The following is an 18871-nucleotide window of genomic DNA, read 5'->3' as shown; positions in this document are numbered from 1 at the left end:
GTTGCCCGTTCATTTATGTGCGAACTGTGCGCGTCCGTTCATAGCCCAGATTGGGGGACAGCCATTTTTCCGCCTGTTCCATAGAGACACCGCGCCGCGCCGCATAGTCTTCCACCTGATCGCGGCCCAGCTTGCCGATGCCGAAATAATGGCTGTCGGGATGAGCCAAATAATAACCTGATACGCTGGCGGCGGGCATCATGGCGAAGTTTCCGGTCAGATGGATGCCTGTGGCTTCCGATGTATCCAAAAGATCAAACAGCGCCGGTTTTTCCGAATGATCGGGGCAGGCGGGATAGCCCGGTGCCGGGCGGATACCACGATAGCGTTCCTTGATGATGTCTTCATTGCTCAGTGTTTCATCGGCGGCATAGCCCCAAAGATCCAGCCGCACCCGTTCATGCAGCCGTTCGGCAAAGGCTTCTGCCAGCCGGTCCGCCAGCGCTTTTAGCAAGATCGCCGAATAATCGTCATGGGCCGCTTTGAACCGGGCCAGTTTGTTTTCAATCCCCAAGCCCGCTGTGACGGCAAAGCCGCCCATATAATCGGCCAGACCTGTGTGTTTTGGTGCGATGAAATCCGCCAGACAATCATTGGCCCGATCACCCCGTTTTTGCTGTTGCTGGCGCAGGAAATGCACGCGCTTCAATTCTTGGGTGCGGCTGTCATCGGTCCATAGGACCACATCGTCACCATCTGCATTGGCAGGCCAGAAGGCGCAGACGCCACGGGCTTTCAACCAGCGCTCTTTTACAATGCGCGCCAGCATGTCTTGGGCATCCTGAAATAAGGACCGCGCCGCTTCACCCACCACCGGATCTTTCAAAATGCCGGGATAGGTGCCTGCCAGTTCCCATGTGCGGAAAAAGGGCGTCCAGTCAATGCGCTCCACCAGATCAGACAGGGGAAAATCGTCAAATACCACACGCCCTAAAGATTTGGGGCGGGGTGGCTGATAGCCTTCCCAGTCGATCACTGCTCTATTGTTCCGCGCGGTATCCAATGAAATCAGCCGGTCGGCCTTGGGCCGTGCCAGACGCTTTTCGCGGATGTCGTCATAATCGGTGCGGGTTTGCGCAACATAAGCATCGCGCATCGTGTCAGATACCAGCGTGCCCGCCACCCCCACCGAACGCGAGGCATCCAGCACATGCACCACCGGCCCGGAATAGGCGGGTGCGATTTTTACCGCCGTATGCATGCGCGAGGTGGTGGCCCCGCCGATCAACAAAGGTAGATCAAGGCCGGCCCGTTCCATTTCTTCGGCCACGGTTACCATTTCATCCAGAGACGGGGTGATAAGGCCTGACAGACCAATCATATCCACCTTTTCCTGGCGTGCCCGATCGAGAATATCTTGCCAAGGCACCATCACGCCCAGATCGATCACCTCGAAATTATTGCACTGAAGCACCACCCCAACGATGTTTTTACCGATATCATGCACATCGCCTTTCACCGTGGCCATCAGGATGCGGCCTTTGGGGCCGCCTTTGCCCTGGGTTTTTTCTGCCTCGATATAGGGCAATAAATGGCTGACGGCTTTTTTCATCACCCGCGCCGATTTTACCACCTGCGGCAAGAACATTTTGCCCGAGCCAAACAGGTCGCCCACCACATTCATGCCGTCCATCAACGGCCCTTCGATCACCTGGATGGGGCGTTCGGCCTTTTGCCGGGCTTCTTCGGTGTCCTCGACAATCCATTTGTCGATGCCTTTCACCAGCGCATGTTCAAGGCGTTTTTCCACCTCTGCCTCGCGCCAGCTCACATCCTCGATGCGTTGCTTCCCACCGCCTTTATAGCGTTCGGCGATCTCCAATAAGCGGTCGGTGGCGTCCTCCCGGCGATTGAGGATCACATCCTCTACCCGTTGGCGCAGTTCGGCATCGATATCGTCATAAACCGCCAATTGTCCGGCATTGACGATGCCCATATCCATGCCCGCCTTGATGGCATGATATAAAAACACCGAATGCATGGCTTCGCGCACCTGATCATTGCCGCGAAAGGAAAAGGACACATTGGAGACACCGCCGGAGATTTTGGCATGGGGGCAGAGATTTTTGATCTGGCGGGTGGCCTCGATGAAATATTGCGCATAAGGGTTATGCTCTTCGATTCCGGTGGCCACGGCGAAGATATTGGGGTCGAAAATGATGTCTTCGGCAGGGAATCCGGCTTCGGTCAACAAGCGGTAGGACCGTTCGCAAATGGCCACCTTACGCGCCACCGTATCGGCCTGTCCGTCCGTATCGAAAGCCATCACCACGGCGGCCGCGCCAAAGCGACGGATGATGCGGGCCTGCTCCAGAAAGGGGGCTTCGCCTTCCTTCAGGGAAATGGAATTGACGATGGCCTTGCCGGGCACGCATTTCAAACCTGCTTCAATCACCGACCATTTGGAACTGTCGATCATGATGGGCACCCGGGCGATATCGGGCTCGGTGGCGATCAGATTGAGGAAGATGGTCATGGCCTCGGCGCTGTCCAGCATGGCCTCGTCCATATTCACATCGATGATCTGCGCCCCATTTTCCACCTGACTGCGGGCCACATCCAAGGCGGCCTCATAATCTCCGGCCATGATCAGCTTTTTAAAGCGCGCCGATCCGGTAACATTGGTGCGTTCGCCGATATTGATGAATTGTGCGATTGGCGGGGGCATGAAATTTCCGGCTGTGAAATGGGTCGAGAGTGGTGGAAAGGGGCTTTTTGACAGGACTTCAGGCGATCAGACTGTCATGGGTTCCAATCCCGATAGGCGCAGGCGGGCCTCTCCTTTGGGCACTTGGCGCGGTGCTTTATCGGACACAGCCTTGGCGATGGCGGCGATATGTTCGGGTGTGGTGCCGCAACAGCCACCAACGATATTCACCAGACCATCCTTGGCGAAGCTTCCAAAGAGCCTGCTGTATGGTCGGGACATTCATCATAATCGCCCATATCGTTTGGCAGGCCCGCATTGGGATAAACGCAGATCAATGTGTCGGCATTGGCGGCCAGTGCCTGCACATGGGGGCGCAATTGATCGGCCCCGAAAGAACAATTCATGCCCACAGCCAAGGGCCGGGCGTGGCGCACCGAATGCCAGAAGGCTTCCACCGTCTGGCCCGATAGATTGCGTCCCGACAGATCGGTGATGGTGACGGCCAGAATCACCGGAATTTTGCAGCCCCGTTCTTCGTTTAATTCGTCTACCGCCACCAATGCCGCCTTGGCATTCAGCGTATCGAAAATGGTTTCGATCAATAAAAGATCGACCCCGCCTTCCAGAAGGGCTTGGGCTTGTTGTTTATAAACATCCTTCATTTCATCGAAGCCCACATCGCGGTAGCCCGGTTCGGAGACGCGCGGCGATACCGAAAGGGTTTTGTTGGTGGGGCCAATGGCACCGGCCACAAATCGCGGCTTATGGGGTGTTTTCGCCGTCCACGCATCGGCGGCTTCGCGGGCCAGACGGGCGGCGGCCAGATTGATCGCTTCCACCTGATCTTCCATGCCGTAATCGGCTTGGGAAATGCGGGTGCCATTAAAGCTGTTGGTTTCGATGATATCGGCCCCGGCCCTTAAAAACCCTTCATGGATGTCGCGCACGATATCGGGCTTGGTAAGGCACAAAAGGTCGTTATTGCCTTTTTGATCGCGCATAGATGCGGCGAACAGGCTGCCGCGATAATCGGCTTCTTCCAGCTTATAAGATTGAATCATGGTGCCGGTGGCGCCATCCAGCACCAGAATACGCTTTTGCGCCACATCCCGCAGCTTGTGCCGCATCCTGCACGGGCGGTGTTTTTGAAACAGCATTCATTATCCGGCCTTTTCCTGGGATGTGCCATGGGTGGAAGACCGGATGCCCAACATATGGCAGATGGCATAGGTCAGTTCATCGCGGTTCAATGTGTAGAAATGAAAGCTGTTGACGCCGCCCGCCTGCAAGCGCCGACACATTTCCGCCGCCACCGTTGCCGCCACAAGGGCGCGGGTTTGCGGCAGGTCGTCCAGCCCTTCGAACAAATCCGCCATCCAGCGCGGCACACTGGCCCCGCATCCATCGGCAAAGCGCTTCAATTGCTTCACATTGGTCACAGGCAGAATACCGGGGGTGATCTCCACATCGATGCCATAAGAACGGACATGATCCAGATACCGGAAATACTGGTCCGCCTCGAAAAAGAACTGGGTGATGGCACGGGTGGCGCCCGCATCCACCTTGCGTTTGAGATTATCCAGATCCGCCACCAGCGAGGCGGATTCCGGATGGCATTCGGGATAGGCGGCCACGGAAATTTCAAAATCGCCAATGGCGCGGATGCCTGCAACCAGTTCGGCGGCATTGGCATAGCCCCCCGGCGTTGGTTGATAGCCTTTACTGGGGTCAGGCGCATCGCCGCGCAGAGCAACGATATGGCGCACGCCGCTGTCACGATAATCGCGCACAATGGTGTCGATTTCCTCGCGGCTGGCATCAACGCAGGTGAGATGCGCCGCCGGCGCAAGTGTGGTTTCACGGATCAGCCGCCGCACGGTGTTATGGGTGCGCTCGCGGGTGGAACCGCCCGCACCATAGGTGACCGAGACAAAGCGCGGTGCCAAGGGTTCAAGGGTTTTGATCGCCGCCCACAGGCGGGTTTCCATGGCCTCGGATTTGGGCGGGAAAAACTCGAACGATACGTCCGTATCCGCAAGGCGATCGGCAAACAAGGACGGGGAAAGGCTGCGAAGCTGACTCATGAGACCAGTTCCAGACTTTTGGGCTGTTGGCCGGCTGCGGTTTTGCGCAAGCGCCACAGGGTAACGGTCAGTTCACCGCCGTCCAGATGCTCGATGGCGGTGGTGCCAAGCCCTGCGGCCCGCGCCCATAGCGACACTTCTTCATCGGCAAAGCCTAACCGGCGGTGCTGATGATCATCGCGCAGATCTTCATTGTCATGGGGAGCGAAATCCACAATCAGCGCAACCCCGTCGGGGCGCAAGACCCGCGCGGCCTCTTTCAGCGCCAATGCCGCATCTTCCGCGAAATGCAAAACCTGATGCAGGATCACCAGATCCATGCTCTCATTGGCCAAGGGAATATCATACATATCCCCCAGCCGAACCTGACAATGGGCCAGATCCTTGGCGGCGAGACTGGCGCGGGCCACCGTCAACATTTCCGGCGACAGATCAATGCCCAAGCCGCGTTTGATATGGCGGGAAAACACTTCCAAAATACGGCCGGTGCCGGTGCCGATGTCCAAAAGATCGTTCACCTGCACATCATCGAGAACCGACAAGATCCGCTTTTCCACCTGTTCTTCCGGTACATAAAGCGAGCGAATCTTGTCCCAATGGGGGGCGTTGGCGCGGAAATAGGCCGCCGCCGCTTCGGCGCGGGCTTCTCGCACATCGCCCAGCCGCTCCAGATCGCGTTGATGTTCCATATCGTCTTCGGGCAGCAGATCGACGATGGTGCGGGCCAGATAGGCCTGCGGGCCGCTTTCCACAATGCGGTAAAACACCCACGCTCCTTCACGGAACCGGTCTAGCAAACCGGCTTCCGATAACAACCGCAAATGCCGCGATACACGGGGCTGGCTTTGCCGCAGAATCTGCGTCAATTCCGTCACTGTCAGCTCCCCATGCCCCAAAAGCCCAAGGATGCGCAGGCGGGTTGGTTCTCCGGCAGCGCGTAAAGCAGATAAAATAACATCCATGGCGGGTCTGGTCCTTGGGTAATGATCGTCTGGTGATCTTATATAAACATATCTTTATGTCTCGTAAATGATTTTTTGCGCTGCAATATTGCTTGTTCGTCTCATCAAATTCACGAGACGAGCCTTTGTCATAGTTGAGCAAAGCGCTTTCTTTCTGCTAAGTCTGAGGCGCTTGGGGCCTGATTCTTTGGGTCCATCCCCCAAAATGTCAGCCCTTCCGGGAGCCATTCTGTTTATGAAACCGATCCTTGCTTCTTTGTTCCGTGGCGTCTTTGCGCTGTTTCTCATTGTTTCTGTTGCTGCCTGTGCCACGCGTCCGCCGGAAAGTGACCCAGAAGCATTGGCTGCTTATGAAGAGGCAAACGACCCTTATGAACCTTTCAACCGTGCCATGTGGAAGGTGAACAGCGCGCTGGATACGGTGATTTTGCAGCCCATCACATGGGTCTATCGTACCATCGTTCCCGATCCTTTCCGTCAGGCGGTGACCAATATCTACACCAATGCCAAAATGCCGCTGGTGATCATTAATTCTTTGTTGCAGGGCGAACCGGGGCGCGCTGGCATTGCCACCAAACGGTTCTTGGCCAACACGGTTCTGGGAATTGGCGGTATTGCCGATCCGGCCACGGCCTTTGGCATCGATCATGTGGATGAAGATTTCGGCCAAACGCTGGCGGTGTGGGGTGTGGGCGATGGCCCCTATCTTGTGTTGCCCATTATCGGCCCCACCAATCCGCGCGATACTGTGGGGTTCATTGGCGATACATTGTCCGAGCCGGTGGGCCTTGGTCTTGATATTGCCGATAAGAAATGGGCGAAGCGCGGCTGGACAGCCGGTGGGGTGATCGAAGCGCGCGACCGCAATTGGGGTGTGATCAAGGAATTGATGAAAGCCGATGATCCTTATGCCTTTGCCCGTTCAGCCTTCCGCCAACGCCGCAAATATGAAATTTCCAATGGTAAGACCGAACAATCGCAGGAAGAAGAAGATCTGTTCGAACAGGATTTCGGTGATTTCCCGCAATAATTTAAAGGGCTGATCGCCTGACTGCAGGGCAGTGCCTTTATAAACCTCCGGCTCCTATAAGGTGGCCGGGGGTTTTCATTTGCCTCCCTCCGTGATGCGAGGGGCCTGTAAACGCTGTGTCTATGCGGCAACAGTCTAAGCAGAAAACGCAAGGGTGGGTCCAGCATAGCAAACCAAAGACCATGCGCATTTTTCATGCCTTGTCTGTTTTTCCTTCTCAAAAAGCGAGAGAGGCAAAGGAATTGCACGGCATTAAATGGCCGATAGCTTCCTATACCTAATGTTTAGTACACCCAAGATTAACCTAAATTTTCCCGCACGGATTCGCTGAATTTGTTACAGTTTTTTTCGTAGCCAATGCGGCTGCTGAATCTGTTCAGGGAGATTATAATGAAAAAGCACGCGCATCATCTGCTGCTCATGGGCAGCTCGGCCGCCATGGCCATCGCGGCCACCGCACCGGCCATGGCCCAACAGCAATCTGATAGCGATGAGACGGTGATTGAAGAAGTGATCGTCACCGGTTCGCGCATCCGTCGCTCACCGCTCAATTCAGCGCAGCCTATTGTCAATCTCAGCTCCGAAGATATTGACAAAAGCGGCCTGACCAATGTGGGAGATTTTCTACAAAGGCTGCCGCAATCCAACGGCACCTTTAACAGCAAGTTCAACAATTCGGGGAATTTCGGCTTTCCGCCTGATGGTGGCGGTATTGGCGCGGGATCGACGCAAGCGGATCTGCGCGGCCTTGGCCCCAAGCGCGTTCTGGTTCTGGTGGATGGTCAGCGCTGGGTGAATGAAACCTCTGGCTCTGGCGTCTCTTCCGCGGTGGATCTGGGCACTGTGCCTACCAATGCCATCGAACGCATCGAAGTGTTGCAAGATGGTGCCTCGGCGATTTACGGCTCCGATGCCATTGCCGGCGTCATTAATATCATCACCAAGCGTGATCTGGACGGTTTTGAAGCTTCTGCCTATGGCGGCATGTTCTTGAATGAAGGAGACGGTGAAACGCAGGAATATTCGCTGTCCTTCGGGACGCAGGGCGAGCGGACCCGCATGTTCTTTGACCTGACTTATAACAAGGCCAGCGCGGTGCGCGCCACAGACCGCGACATCGCCACCTTCCCCACCCCCGGCGTGGGTGCCTGTACGCCGGGCTGTTCTTCGGGCACGCCGCAGGGTCGCTTTATCTTTGGCACCGGGGCTTTGGACGTCAATGGCAATCCCATCACCGCCGATATTACCCTTAATGATGGGGCGTTGAACGGGCTTGGCAATCTGGCGGGCTTCGATCCAGCCAATCCCGGCTCGTTGGATTTTCATAATTTTGCCACCGCCGACCGCTTCAATTTCTCCCAGTTCAATCTGGTCGCCACTCCCAATAAGCGGATCAGCTTCTTTTCCAATATCGAACATGATCTGACCGACAATGTCATCTTTGAGATGAAGGCGGTGTTCAACAACCGGGAATCCACCAACCAGGCGGCACCCGAACTTGTTCATCGGCCCCGATGCGGGGAATGGCAATCTGATGGATACCATCACGGTGGATGCCACCAATCCGTTCAACCCCTTTGGCCAAACGCTGAGTGCTGAAACCGGCTTTGTCTTTGCCGGTAGACGGCCTCTTGAAGCCGGTCCGCGTATCTTTGAGCAGAATGTGGATACATGGTATCTGAATGGTGGCTTGAAGGGCGACTTCACCTTTGAAGAGCGCAAGTTCTATTGGGATATGCACGCCACCTTCTCGGAAAGCCGGGGCAGCCAGCGCAAATTCGGCGCGTTCAATTCCGCCAAGCTGAAACAGGCTCTGGGGCCGATTGATCAATGCCTCAATTCTGATGGCACCAGTATCAATGGATGCGTACCGTTCAATTTCTTCGGGGGACAAGGGCCGGACGGCACCGGTTCTATCACTCAGGAAATGCTGGATTTCGTGACCTTCGTACAAAAGGATGAAAGCGAATCCGAACTGTTTGATTTCACCGCTAATATTTCTGGCGATCTGTTCAAACTGCCCGCTGGCTGGGTGGCGTTTGCCGGGGGCGTGGAACACAGAAAGCGTGAAGGCTTCTTCCAGCCCGATGCGGTTGTAGTTGCCGGTGAAAGTGCCGGTGTGCCCTCCACCCCCACGCAGGGTGGCTTCAATGTGGATGAGGTTTACGGCGAAATCGTTTTGCCAATTCTGGCCGACGCGCCAATGTTTGAATATCTGGAAGCCTCGTTCGCGGCGCGCTATTCCGATTATTCCACTTTTGGCGGCAATACCACGGTGAAGGCTGGCCTTAATTGGCGGATGACCGAAGACTTCCTTTTGCGCGGTAGTTATTCCGAGGGCTTGCGCGCCCCCGGCATCGGTGAACTGTTCGGGGCCGCTGCCCGTTTTGATGCTACTTTGGAAGATCCGTGCTCTGATTTCCTTGGCACCACCGGCAATGCCGCACCGCCAGAGATTCAGGCCAATTGTATTGCCCTTGGCGTGCCAGCCGATGGCAGTTTCGAACAGTTGAATTCGCAAATTTCCGCAACTGTAGGCGGCAATCTGGAGTTGGAGCCGGAAACATCGGATAGCTGGAGCATTTCCAGTGTTTACAGCCCTCAATGGGCCGCAAATATTGCCGGTGTGGAAAGCATGACGTTCGAGCTGACCTATTGGAACATCGATATCGATGGTGCCATTCAGGCCATCGATCCGGAGGTGAAGCTCAATGGTTGCGTTGCAACGCTTGACCCCGTTTTGTGCTCGGGGATCTCGCGCACGGCAGGCGGGGCGATCAACGGGCTTAATATCCAGCTCCAGAATATCGGCGGCATTGAAACCGATGGGCTGGATTTCTCCATGGATTATAATTCCCCCAATACGGATTTTGGCCAGTTCCATGCCAATATCCTGGCCACGTGGGTGAACAATTACGAAGAAAGCTTTCCCACAGCCACCGGCACCACCACGATCGAACGTGTAGGGACCGAACAGGGCGATCCGGAAAAAGGCTGGCCGGAATGGCGTATCCAAGCCAATCTGGATTGGAGCTTTAACACGGTGACGGTGAATTTCACGGCTCGCTATATCGATGGCATCACCGAAACCTGCCCCAATTCCCTCTTCGGCGTTTCGGCGGGCGGTATTTCGGATCTGAGCAGCCTGTGTTCCGATCCGGACAATGCCACCAACAATCTCAGCTCGAAGATTTATGGCGATCTTCAGGCCACATGGCGTCCGGAAATGTTTGATGACCGTATCGGCTTGACTGTCGGCATCAACAATATCTTCCAGACCGATCCGCCCGAATGCGTGTCCTGTGCCCTCAATGGCTTTGATGCCACGCTTTATGATGTGCCGGGCCGCTTTGGGTACGCACAGGTGAATGTGAAGTTCTAGGCATCTTCATCTGGAAACAAATGTCTGCGGCGGGGCCTTTTGGTCCCGCCGTTTTTTGTTCCAAAGGCTGTGTCAGTGCAGGTCGATGGCGTGCCGGATCAGGTCGGGAAGGCGGACAATGTCCAAGGCCCGTTCATGGGTGGCATCCAGCCGCACTTTTGGGGCCATGCCGGCTTCAAACGCTTCTTGCCAGCGTGCGGCGCACAGGCACCGACGGTCGCCGGGCTTCAAGCCGGGAAAGCCGAATTGCGGCATGGGCGTGGACAGATCGTTCCCGCGCGCCTTTGAAAAAGCGAGGAAGTCTGCTGTCATCACCACGCAGATCGTGTGGCTGCCCATATCCTCGTCTGAGGTGTTGCAACAGCCATCACGGAAGAAGCCGGTCACTGGATCGCGGCCACAGTCTGCCAATTGTCCGCCCAACACATTGACCGGATCTTCCATGTCCATGGAAACGCCTTTCTATCAGAATTTGCGCCGCGCCTTCATGGCGGCGGCCAAGGTGCCGTCGTCGAGATAATCCAGTTCACCGCCCACCGGCAATCCATGGGCAAGGGCTGTCACATCAATGTTCAAGGCCCCAAGTCGGTCCGTTATATAATGCGCCGTGGTCTGGCCATCCACTGTGGCATTGAGCGCCAAAATCACTTCGCGTATGTCGCCTTCGCGCACCCGGTCAACCAAAGGCCCGATATTCAGATCGTCTGGCCCTATCCCGTCAAGGGCCGAAAGCGTGCCGCCAAGAACATGATAACGGCCCCGAAACAATCCTGCGCGATCCAAGGCCCAAAGATCGGATACATCTTCCACCACACAGATAAGACCGGCATCGCGTTTTGGATCACAGCAAATGGCGCAGGGATCTTGCACATCCACATTCCCGCAGGTGCCGCAGATGCGAATACTGTCGGCCACATCTGCCAGTGCCCGCGCCAATGGCTGCATCAGGCTTTCGCGTTTTTTGATCAGTTGCAAAACGGCACGGCGGGCCGAGCGCGGGCCAAGGCCGGGCAATTTGGCCAATAAAGCGATCAGGCCATCAATGCCGATGGTCGTGCCGTGCCGGGGGGGAGAGGATTTATGGCCATGATCCTAGAAAGGAAGCTGCATGCCTTCGGGCAGGTTCAAACCGCCCGTGACTTTTTTCATTTCTTCCTGGCTGCGTTCCTGGGCTTTTTCGCGGGCATCCGCATGGGCGGCTTTGATCAGGTCTTCCAGAATCTCGCCTTCATCGGCCTTCAAAAGCGACGGGTCGATCTTTACGTCCCGCAGATCGCCTTTGGCCGACAGGCGCACCACCACCAGACCACCGCCAGAGCGGCCTTCGACTTCAATGGCATCCAGCGCTTGCTGCATATCCGCCATTTTCTGCTGCATTTGCTGCGCCTGTTTCAGCATTTGGCCCAGATTTTTCATTGGTCGATCTCCTCGCCTTCGGCATCCGTTTCTAAAAGCGCCAGGGTTTCGGATGCGGCCATTGCCGCCAGATCCGAGGGTTCGCGCACCTCTGCCAGCCGTGCGCCGGGAAATGCGTCCATCACGGCGACGACCAGCGGGTCGCGCAGCGCTTCCTCGCGCACCCGTGCTTTATGTGCAAGTTCTTTCTCGTGCAGCGAGGCTTCGCCCGCTTGCTGGCTGATGACAAACTGCCAATCCTGCCCGGTCCATTGCTTCAGGCAAGCCTGCACCCGGCGCGCCAGATCGGGGGGCGCATCTTCATCCACACTGACCGTGATGCAGCCGGGGCGGTAGCTTACCAGTCGCACCCGATCCTTCAACATGGTGGCAAGGACCGCTTCTTTTTCCAGATGAAACAGCCTGACCAGCCCGACAAAATCCGTCGGCATCGGATGCTTGGGAGTGTCTGCGCCGGTTTCGTCTTCGCTATCTGGGCGCATGGCCAGAATTTGCGCGCCGCCGGACAGGGTGGGGGCGGACTGATTGTGTGCCAAGGCGCTTGTAGGCTGTGTGTCCGGGGAGCCTTGTGCGGTGGGGCCGACACCTGCCGGTGCGGCACCGGATGTGGCGGTTATATGGCCGCTTGGCGCTGATTTGTTGAGGGATTTGATCAGCTCTGCCGGACTGGGCAGGTCGGCCACATAAGCCAGCCGGATCAACACCATTTCCGCTGCGGCGATGGGGGTGGGGGCCATGCGCACCTCATCCAGCCCCTTGAGCAGCATTTGCCATGCGCGCGTCAGATGCGGCATGGACAGTGTTTTCGCCATTTCCGCGCCCAATGTGCGCTCCGCCTCCGGGGCGGCCGTTTCACCGGCTTCGGGGGCGATCTTGAGCCGTGTCAGCCAGTGAATACTATCCAGCATGTCTGACAAAACCACCGCCGGATCGGCGCCCAGATCATATTGGCCACGTAGTATCGCCAATGCTTCGGGCAGTTTTCCGGCCATCACAGAGCGGGTAAGGTCCAGAACCTGCGCCCGGTCGGCCAGACCCAGCATGTCGCGCACCTGTGCCGCATCCACCGTGCCTGCCCCATGGGCAATGGCTTGGTCCAGCAAGGACAAGGCATCGCGCACCGAGCCTTCGGAGGCGCGGGCGATCATGGCCAGCGCTTCCGTATCCGCTTTTGCCTCTTCTTTTTCGCAAATGCCCATCAGATGCGCCACCAAGGCATCGGCATCCACACGGCGCAGGTCGAATCGCTGGCAACGCGACAGAACGGTCACGGGGAGCTTGCGGATTTCCGTGGTGGCAAACAGGAATTTGACGTGCTCTGGCGGCTCTTCAAGGGTTTTGAGCAAGGCGTTGAAGGCATTTTTCGACAGCATATGCACTTCATCGATGATGTAGATTTTATAGCGTGCGGAAACCGGGGCATATTGCACGCCGTCGATGATCTCCCGAATATCATCAACGCCAGTACGGCTGGCGGCATCCATCTCCATCACATCCACATGGCGCGATTCGGCAATGGCCCGGCAGGGATCGCATTGTCCGCATGGATTGGTGGTAGGACTTCCTGTGCCATCGGGGCCGATGCAATTGAGCGCCCGGGCGATCAGCCGCGCCGTGGTGGTTTTGCCAACGCCTCGAACCCCTGTCAGAATAAAGGCATGGGCCAGCCGACCTGCGGCAATGGCATTGCCAAGCGTGCGGACCATGGCTTCCTGACCGATCAGGGCATCAAAGGTTTGAGGGCGATATTTGCGCGCCAGAACGCGGTACGGGGTGGCACCATCGGTCATGCGGATGTGACCTTCATTTTATCCGAAAATTGCGACTCACTCATGGGCGCACACTATGCCATAGCGTGGCCGGATCAAGGCAAGTCTTCCATGGCATTTTCGTGTTTTTTAGGTGCGTGGCCCCGATTTCTCATAAAAAAGCCCGCTTCCTTGCTGAAACGGACCTTGTCTTGTTTTGATGATTTTATCAGGTGGGAACCGGCACGACCCGGACCGAATTCGTTACGGCTGCTTCCTTCCGGACCTGACCGGATTGGCGAAAGGTTCGTCCGCACCGGCTCCCATGTGCTATATGCGTGTTTCCGCTTTATGATGCAAGAGGGAAGCGCAAGAAGGGCACGTCCGTCTTGTTTGGCAGGCGTTTCCCGCCCAAGCGCAGGTCCGGATCCTGTGGCGGGCTGGCTTTCGCCCTGTTCTTTGTGTTGGCGATTTAGCCAGAACAGGGGGTGTTTTGCAAAAACAGCACCACCAGAAAAGCAAGCAGACACCATATCCTCATTTTGGCTCTCCCACTGAGTCGCTGGCTTTTGCGGCTTCCATCATAGACAGGCGCAATTCCAGTCGCTTCACTTCACGCAATATGCGGTTCGCTTCCAGATGACTGCCCATGAAGCTTTTGCCCGAAATGGTAAACAAGAACAAAAGAACGGCCCCGACGCCCCAGCGCACCGCCATCACGCTTTCCGGAACGATGAGCATCTGCCAAAAAGAAAAAGCAGCCGCCGCAAAGGCGAGAATCTGCATAATATACACCAACCACATCACCCAGCCAAGCGGGCCACGGAAGAGCCCTTTGGCCTGCGCGAAATATCCCGGTTCCACACTGTGTCCCGACAATGTTTGGTTTTCATGCGTCAGTACGTCTTCGATCAAATCATCCAATTTGGTCATCACCAGTTCCTTTCACGATGTCCCGAATTTTCAAACGCCCATGCATCAGGCGGGTTTTGACGGTTCCCACAGGGATTTCCAGCACGATTGCAATTTCCGATATGCTGAGGTCCTCCATATAAAACAGCGCCAAAGCAGCTCGCTGTGGGCCCGGCAAGGTTTTCAATGCCGCCAGAACAAGGGCCATATCGGCGCGGCGTGCGCTGTCCGCCGGTTCATTGTCAGCGGCTTCGCACGCGAGGGGTGTCGGGTCCGCGGCCAGAGCTTTCTGGCCATTCCGATGCTTTTCCAATTGCCGGATGGCGCGGGCGCACCGGCGCGTCACAATGCGATATGCCCAGGCGGGAAAGGCCCGCGCGTCTTCCAACCGCGCCAGACCGCGCAGGATCTGCTCCCATGCCTCTTGCGCCATATCCTGCGCCATGGATTCATCGCCCAATAGCCTATAGGCATGGCGCAAAAACCGGGGTGACCAGCGGGTCACCAGATGGTCCAATGCCCGTCGGTCGCCAATGCGCGCCGCCGTCACCAGATAGTCATCAAGCAAGCGCTCTTTGTCGCTCTGCACCCTAGGCCCTTTCTTTATTTCCGTTCGTGGCGCTTTTTTTAATTGGCGCGTTTTTGCGTGCTACGGGAATAAGGTGCGTCATTGTTACTCTTGGGTTCATTTTTGTGAGCATTTTCTGCCAATCGCTGGATGGCGCACCTTTGGGTCATTCATGCGGGATTGGTTCTGAATTGGTTTTAACCGGAATATATGGCATCAAACGGCGATGATGGATGCAGCTCTGTTTCACTCTGATCTTATGATTGCCTATTGCGGCAATCCGCTCGACCGTGCGGAAAACCGCCGCGGCGATGAAGACTGGCTCCTTAAAGCCTGCCAAAAGGGGCGCTTTTTGGCGGTGCGCTCCGGGAAGGTCGCCGTTCATGGTGGTATGCCGCCCACATTGTTCTATAGCACATATGCGCAGATGGCCACGCTGATCGAAGCGCAGGCCGATTGCGTGTTTTTGGGGGTGCAACAGGACCAAACGCCGTTGTTCGCCGTGCGCTGCCCCAAAGAGTGGGAGCTGCCAACCGATGCAATACAGGCATCCCGACCGCTTTTGTTTCTTGATGGGCGGTCGCTGGCCATGCAGTTCAGCTCTCCGGCCCATGATCAGGGCATTACCGGCATCGTGGCGCAAGCGCTGGCCATTTTATCCTGGCACGCGCGGCATCGCTTTTGCGCCCGTTGCTCAAGCACTACCGTGGCCCGGCGCGGCGGCTATCAACGCTATTGCGAGGCGTGCAATAGCGAACATTATCCGCGCACCGATCCGGTGGCGATCATGGTGCCGGTGCGCGGTGATTTTTGTCTTCTGGGCCGTCAGCCGACCTTTCCTCCGGGCATGTATTCGGCGCTGGCGGGCTTTGTGGAATCCGGCGAGTCGCTGGAGGCTGCGGTGCGCCGTGAAGTGCATGAAGAAGCCGGGATCGTGATCGGCGGGGTCTCTTATGTAGCAGTCAGCCCTGGCCCTTCCCATCAAATTTGATGTTGGGTTTTATCGCTCAGGCGTTGAGCGAAGAGATCGTGGTGGACCGGACAGAGCTGGAAGACGCGCGCTGGTTCACACGTCGGGAAGTTGCAAGGGCCATGGACGGGGAAAGTGAAGCCCTTATGGTGCCGCCGCGTCTTGCCCTTGCCCATCATTTAATAAAAAGGTGGCTGGACGCGGGGTGATCCATGCCGTTAGTCTTCGCTGCAATATAAACAACAATCATCGGATCGGGAGACTATATGATGCGCGCTTGGCGACTACTGATAGGAGCTGCAGCACTCTCTGCGCTTGCAGCATGTGATGATGACACACAAACACAGCAGACATCCACGTCTGAACAGGATCAGGCCACGGTGGCGGCGGATGCCATTCCCCATGGCCAGCTTGGAGATTCTGTGGTTCCTACCCATTATCAGCTTGATCTGACCATCCTGCCGACCAAAGACAGCTTCTCCGGTGCGGTGGCCATCGATGTGGCCATCAATGAACCGTCGTCCATTCTTTGGGTGCATGGCAATGATCTGGATGTGAGCGATGTATGGTTGACAGTAGGCGATCAGCGCATCGATGCCAGTTATGAACAAGTGGACCCGACGGGGATTGCCCGTATCAGCCTTGATAGCACCCCGCCAAAAGGCCCGGCCACTTTGTCGTTCCAATATACCGCGCCCTTCAATGGCGCGCTGGAAGGGCTTTATAAAGTAACGGAAGGGGGGGAAGATTATGCCTTCACCCAGTTTGAAGCCACGTCGGCGCGGCTGGCCTTCCCCAGCTTTGATGAACCGGCGTTCAAAACGCCATTCGATATTTCCGTGACCGCCAAAGCCACCGATGCGGTGATCACTGCAACGCCGGAAGTCTCGCAAACAGAGGCCGGCGATGGTCTTGTCACCCGTCATTATGAAACCACGCCTCCCTTGCCCACCTATCTGATTGCTTTTGCAGTCGGGCCTTTGGATGTGGTGGATTTTGGCGATTTGCCGCCCAATGAGGTGCGCGATCGTCCGTTGCCATTGCGCGGTGTGGCCGCCATGGGCAAAGGCGACCAGCTTGGTTATGCGTTGGAAAACACCCAAGCCATCATTGAAGCCCAAGAGCGTTATTTCAATGTGGCTTTCCCTTATCCCAAATTGGACATCATCGCCGTTCCCGATTTTGCGGCCGGGGCCATGGAAAATGTCGGGGCCATTACCTACCGCGAACAGCTTTTGCTGTTGGGCGATGGATCGCAAGCGTCGGAAGGTCAAAAACGGGCCTATGCCTCTGTGCATTCCCATGAACTGGCCCATCAGTGGTTCGGCAATCTGGTGACGCCCAAATGGTGGGACGATATCTGGCTGAATGAATCCTTTGCCACCTGGATGGGGAACAAGTCCGTAGACATGGCCTTTCCGGGCCGAGGATTTGCCACTGCTACTTTCCGGGGAGCGCTGGGCGTTATGGGGTCCGATAGCCTTGCCACTGCGCGCCAGATCCGTGAACCGATCCGCTCCAATCATGATATTGCCACGGCCTTCGATGGGATTACTTATCGTAAAGGTGGCGGCGTTCTGGCCATGTTTGAAGCCTTTTTGGGTGAAGACGCCTTCCGCGAAGGCGTGCGGCTGCACATGAAGCGTTTTGCCAATGATGTGGCGGATGTGAACGACTTCATGCAATCCTTGGCTGATGGGGCAAACCGTCCTGATGTTGTGGATGCCTTCCGCAGCTTCCTGTTCCAGCCCGGTGTGCCTATCGTGCGGGCGGAACTGTCCTGTGATGGCGATGCCATTCCTCGCGTCACGTTAAACCAATCGCGCTATTTCCCTGTCGGATCAGAGGGTGACCGCGACCAGACATGGAAAATTCCGGTGTGCATGGCCTATGGTACAGCGGAAGGCCGCGATCGCTTTTGCACGGTCTTGAGCGAAGCAGAAGCCACAATTGAGCTTCCGTCACAAAGCTGCCCGGCTTGGTTGATGCCCAATGACAATGGCTCGGGCTATTACCGCATGGCGCTGGATGAGCAGGGCTGGTCTGCTTTGTTCAGCAATTTCGATGCGCTGAACGAACGGGAAGCACAGGCGCTTTTGGGTTCTTTGTCCGCCGCATATCGTTCGGATGATGCATCGACCGCAACGATGGTGGATGCCTTCGGTATTCTGGCAAAGGCGGATAACCGCGAAGTGGCAACCCAGCCAGTATCCGATCTGGGCTTGATGTATGGTCGTTTGGCCCAAAGCGAGGCTGCCAAAGACGGTATTTCTGCCCTTGTGCGGGATCTTTATGGCGACCGTTTGCAAAGCCTTGGCCTTGAGGCAGCGGCCGGCGAAACCGGTGAAACCCACTTGTTGCGTGGCTCTCTCGTTAGCACCATGGCGAATCTGGGGAAAGATGAAGCCTTGCGTGCAACCTTGGTCAAGCGCGCCAAAGCCTATCTTGGCGATGGCGAAGAACTCGATAACAGTGCCTTGGATGCGGGGATTGTGGGAACAGCGCTGGCTGTGGCTGTTGAGGAAGAAGATTTCAACTTTGCCCAGACCTTGCTGGATCGTGCCCTTGCCTCACGCGATGCAACATTCCGTCAACGGGCCTTGGGCGCTTTGGCCTCGTCGCCAGCCGATGATGTGGCGAGCCTGATGCGTTCGGTGATCGGAGACGAGCGGGTGCGTGACAATGAAGCGATTCTGATTGCCTTTTCTCAGGTGGGCGTTTCGGAACAGCGGGAAGCCATGTGGGAATGGGTGCAAGGCAATCTGGATGTTTTGCTGCCCCGTATCCCGACATGGCGCAAAGGGGCTATTGCCAATATGGGTGGTGGTTTTTGCTCCGTAGAACGGGCTGAGGAAGTAAACGCCTTCTTTGCCGATAAGGTGGACGATCTGGAAGGCGGCCCGCGGGAATTGGCGCAAACATTGGAGCGTATCCGGCTCTGCGCGGCTCTTGTGGATGCCAAGGCTGAACAAGTGACGAGCTATTTCAGCGCGCGCTGATTGATAGCTTATTTCAATGAAATCAGGTCGGGAGGGGTGTCCTTCCGGCCTTTCTCTTATAAAATGACCATCTGTCGCATTGCATGAAAGCGGACAGCACGATAAGAAGACCGCAAAGTTGGTGCGGCTTGCGATAGGGGCCGCTGTCGG

The 18871-nt window shown here is 56.5% G+C and carries 14 protein-coding genes, 1 other RNA gene and 1 pseudogene; 6 read left to right on the top strand and 10 right to left on the bottom strand.

Translation table 11 applies throughout. From position 1 onward, the window contains the following. Nucleotides 1–13 precede the first annotated feature (13 nt). The 3 genes and pseudogenes from metH to JCM17844_RS10645 form a co-directional block, all read right to left on the bottom strand. Nucleotides 14–3777: pseudogene (gene metH, locus JCM17844_RS10660) on the bottom strand (methionine synthase). A gap of 33 nt (nucleotides 3778–3810) precedes the next feature. Then, the gene (metF, locus tag JCM17844_RS10650) at nucleotides 3811–4734 is read right to left on the bottom strand and encodes a methylenetetrahydrofolate reductase [NAD(P)H] (RefSeq protein ID WP_150000944.1); all 924 of its coding nucleotides are present in this window, start codon (nucleotides 4732–4734) and stop codon (nucleotides 3811–3813) included. Continuing rightward, nucleotides 4731–5696 carry an ArsR/SmtB family transcription factor gene (locus tag JCM17844_RS10645; protein WP_150000943.1) on the bottom strand — a complete coding sequence of 322 codons (966 nt, stop codon included), beginning with the start codon at nucleotides 5694–5696 and terminating at the stop codon, nucleotides 4731–4733. Before JCM17844_RS10645 ends, metF begins: the two co-directional genes overlap by 4 nt. 235 nt (nucleotides 5697–5931) lie before the next feature. Here JCM17844_RS10645 and JCM17844_RS10640 point away from each other — a divergent pair, with 235 nt between their 5' ends. The 3 genes from JCM17844_RS10640 to JCM17844_RS10630 all read left to right on the top strand — a co-directional run bounded on the left by JCM17844_RS10640 (nucleotide 5932) and on the right by JCM17844_RS10630 (nucleotide 10108). Beyond that, complete coding sequence (locus JCM17844_RS10640; RefSeq protein WP_150002227.1) at nucleotides 5932–6726, top strand: MlaA family lipoprotein; 795 nt, start codon at nucleotides 5932–5934, stop codon at nucleotides 6724–6726. 390 nt (nucleotides 6727–7116) lie between these two features. Next, a complete protein-coding gene (locus JCM17844_RS10635) occupies nucleotides 7117–8325 on the top strand; it encodes a TonB-dependent receptor plug domain-containing protein (RefSeq protein WP_210431823.1) in 1209 nt (402 codons plus the stop codon). Continuing rightward, complete coding sequence (locus JCM17844_RS10630) at nucleotides 8225–10108, top strand: TonB-dependent receptor domain-containing protein (protein ID WP_210431822.1); 1884 nt, start codon at nucleotides 8225–8227, stop codon at nucleotides 10106–10108. The genes JCM17844_RS10635 and JCM17844_RS10630 overlap by 101 nt, the downstream gene beginning before the upstream one ends. A 72-nt stretch (nucleotides 10109–10180) precedes the next feature. Here JCM17844_RS10630 and JCM17844_RS10625 read toward each other — a convergent pair whose 3' ends face one another. From JCM17844_RS10625 to JCM17844_RS10595, 7 genes are all read right to left on the bottom strand, one after another. Next, nucleotides 10181–10558 carry a DUF2237 family protein gene (locus JCM17844_RS10625; protein ID WP_150000939.1) on the bottom strand — a complete coding sequence of 126 codons (378 nt, stop codon included), beginning with the start codon at nucleotides 10556–10558 and terminating at the stop codon, nucleotides 10181–10183. Between the two features lie 15 nt (nucleotides 10559–10573). Continuing rightward, a complete protein-coding gene (gene recR, locus JCM17844_RS10620) occupies nucleotides 10574–11158 on the bottom strand; it encodes a recombination mediator RecR (protein WP_150000938.1) in 585 nt (194 codons plus the stop codon). Nucleotides 11159–11200: 42 nt separating this feature from the next. Then, entirely contained in the window at nucleotides 11201–11524 is a 324-nt protein-coding gene (locus JCM17844_RS10615; protein WP_150000937.1) for a YbaB/EbfC family nucleoid-associated protein, read from the bottom strand. After that, a complete protein-coding gene (locus JCM17844_RS10610) occupies nucleotides 11521–13314 on the bottom strand; it encodes a DNA polymerase III subunit gamma/tau (RefSeq protein ID WP_150000936.1) in 1794 nt (597 codons plus the stop codon). Before JCM17844_RS10610 ends, JCM17844_RS10615 begins: the two co-directional genes overlap by 4 nt. A 189-nt stretch (nucleotides 13315–13503) precedes the next feature. Further along, nucleotides 13504–13598: signal recognition particle sRNA small type (gene ffs, locus JCM17844_RS10605), an RNA gene on the bottom strand. Between the two features lie 211 nt (nucleotides 13599–13809). After that, the gene (locus JCM17844_RS10600) at nucleotides 13810–14205 is read right to left on the bottom strand and encodes a DUF6768 family protein (protein ID WP_150000935.1); all 396 of its coding nucleotides are present in this window, start codon (nucleotides 14203–14205) and stop codon (nucleotides 13810–13812) included. Next, nucleotides 14189–14773 carry an RNA polymerase sigma factor gene (locus JCM17844_RS10595; RefSeq protein ID WP_210431820.1) on the bottom strand — a complete coding sequence of 195 codons (585 nt, stop codon included), beginning with the start codon at nucleotides 14771–14773 and terminating at the stop codon, nucleotides 14189–14191. Before JCM17844_RS10595 ends, JCM17844_RS10600 begins: the two co-directional genes overlap by 17 nt. A 205-nt stretch (nucleotides 14774–14978) precedes the next feature. On the opposite strand from JCM17844_RS10595, the gene JCM17844_RS10590 reads away from it, so the two are divergent. The 3 genes from JCM17844_RS10590 to JCM17844_RS10580 are packed head-to-tail and all read left to right on the top strand — an operon-like array spanning nucleotide 14979 to nucleotide 18721. Next, nucleotides 14979–15743: an NAD(+) diphosphatase gene (locus tag JCM17844_RS10590; protein ID WP_150000933.1), complete on the top strand. Its 765-nt coding sequence runs from the start codon at nucleotides 14979–14981 to the stop codon at nucleotides 15741–15743. Further along, nucleotides 15743–15931: an NAD(+) diphosphatase gene (locus JCM17844_RS10585; protein ID WP_150000932.1), complete on the top strand. Its 189-nt coding sequence runs from the start codon at nucleotides 15743–15745 to the stop codon at nucleotides 15929–15931. The genes JCM17844_RS10590 and JCM17844_RS10585 overlap by 1 nt, the downstream gene beginning before the upstream one ends. A 57-nt stretch (nucleotides 15932–15988) precedes the next feature. After that, the gene (locus JCM17844_RS10580) at nucleotides 15989–18721 is read left to right on the top strand and encodes a M1 family metallopeptidase (RefSeq protein WP_150000931.1); all 2733 of its coding nucleotides are present in this window, start codon (nucleotides 15989–15991) and stop codon (nucleotides 18719–18721) included. Nucleotides 18722–18871: the final 150 nt, after the last annotated feature.

Source organism: Iodidimonas gelatinilytica (assembly GCF_008579125.1).
Lineage (GTDB): Bacteria > Pseudomonadota > Alphaproteobacteria > Sphingomonadales > Rhodothalassiaceae > Iodidimonas > Iodidimonas muriae.
This window is presented reverse-complemented; position numbering and strand designations above follow the sequence as displayed.

Bases quoted from the DNA above. Each gene is read 5' to 3' on its own strand.
- JCM17844_RS10610 (WP_150000936.1), bottom strand. From the start codon at position 13,314: ATGACCGATGGTGCCACCCCGTACCGCGTTCTGGCGCGCAAATATCGC.
- JCM17844_RS10590 (WP_150000933.1), top strand. From the start codon at position 14,979: ATGATGGATGCAGCTCTGTTTCACTCTGATCTTATGATTGCCTATTGC.
- JCM17844_RS10645 (WP_150000943.1), bottom strand. From the start codon at position 5,696: ATGGATGTTATTTTATCTGCTTTACGCGCTGCCGGAGAACCAACCCGC.
- JCM17844_RS10640 (WP_150002227.1), top strand. From the start codon at position 5,932: ATGAAACCGATCCTTGCTTCTTTGTTCCGTGGCGTCTTTGCGCTGTTT.
- JCM17844_RS10615 (WP_150000937.1), bottom strand. From the start codon at position 11,524: ATGAAAAATCTGGGCCAAATGCTGAAACAGGCGCAGCAAATGCAGCAG.
- JCM17844_RS10635 (WP_210431823.1), top strand. From the start codon at position 7,117: ATGAAAAAGCACGCGCATCATCTGCTGCTCATGGGCAGCTCGGCCGCC.
- JCM17844_RS10625 (WP_150000939.1), bottom strand. From the start codon at position 10,558: ATGGACATGGAAGATCCGGTCAATGTGTTGGGCGGACAATTGGCAGAC.
- JCM17844_RS10585 (WP_150000932.1), top strand. From the start codon at position 15,743: ATGTTGGGTTTTATCGCTCAGGCGTTGAGCGAAGAGATCGTGGTGGAC.
- JCM17844_RS10580 (WP_150000931.1), top strand. From the start codon at position 15,989: ATGATGCGCGCTTGGCGACTACTGATAGGAGCTGCAGCACTCTCTGCG.
- JCM17844_RS10600 (WP_150000935.1), bottom strand. From the start codon at position 14,205: ATGACCAAATTGGATGATTTGATCGAAGACGTACTGACGCATGAAAAC.
- metF (WP_150000944.1), bottom strand. From the start codon at position 4,734: ATGAGTCAGCTTCGCAGCCTTTCCCCGTCCTTGTTTGCCGATCGCCTT.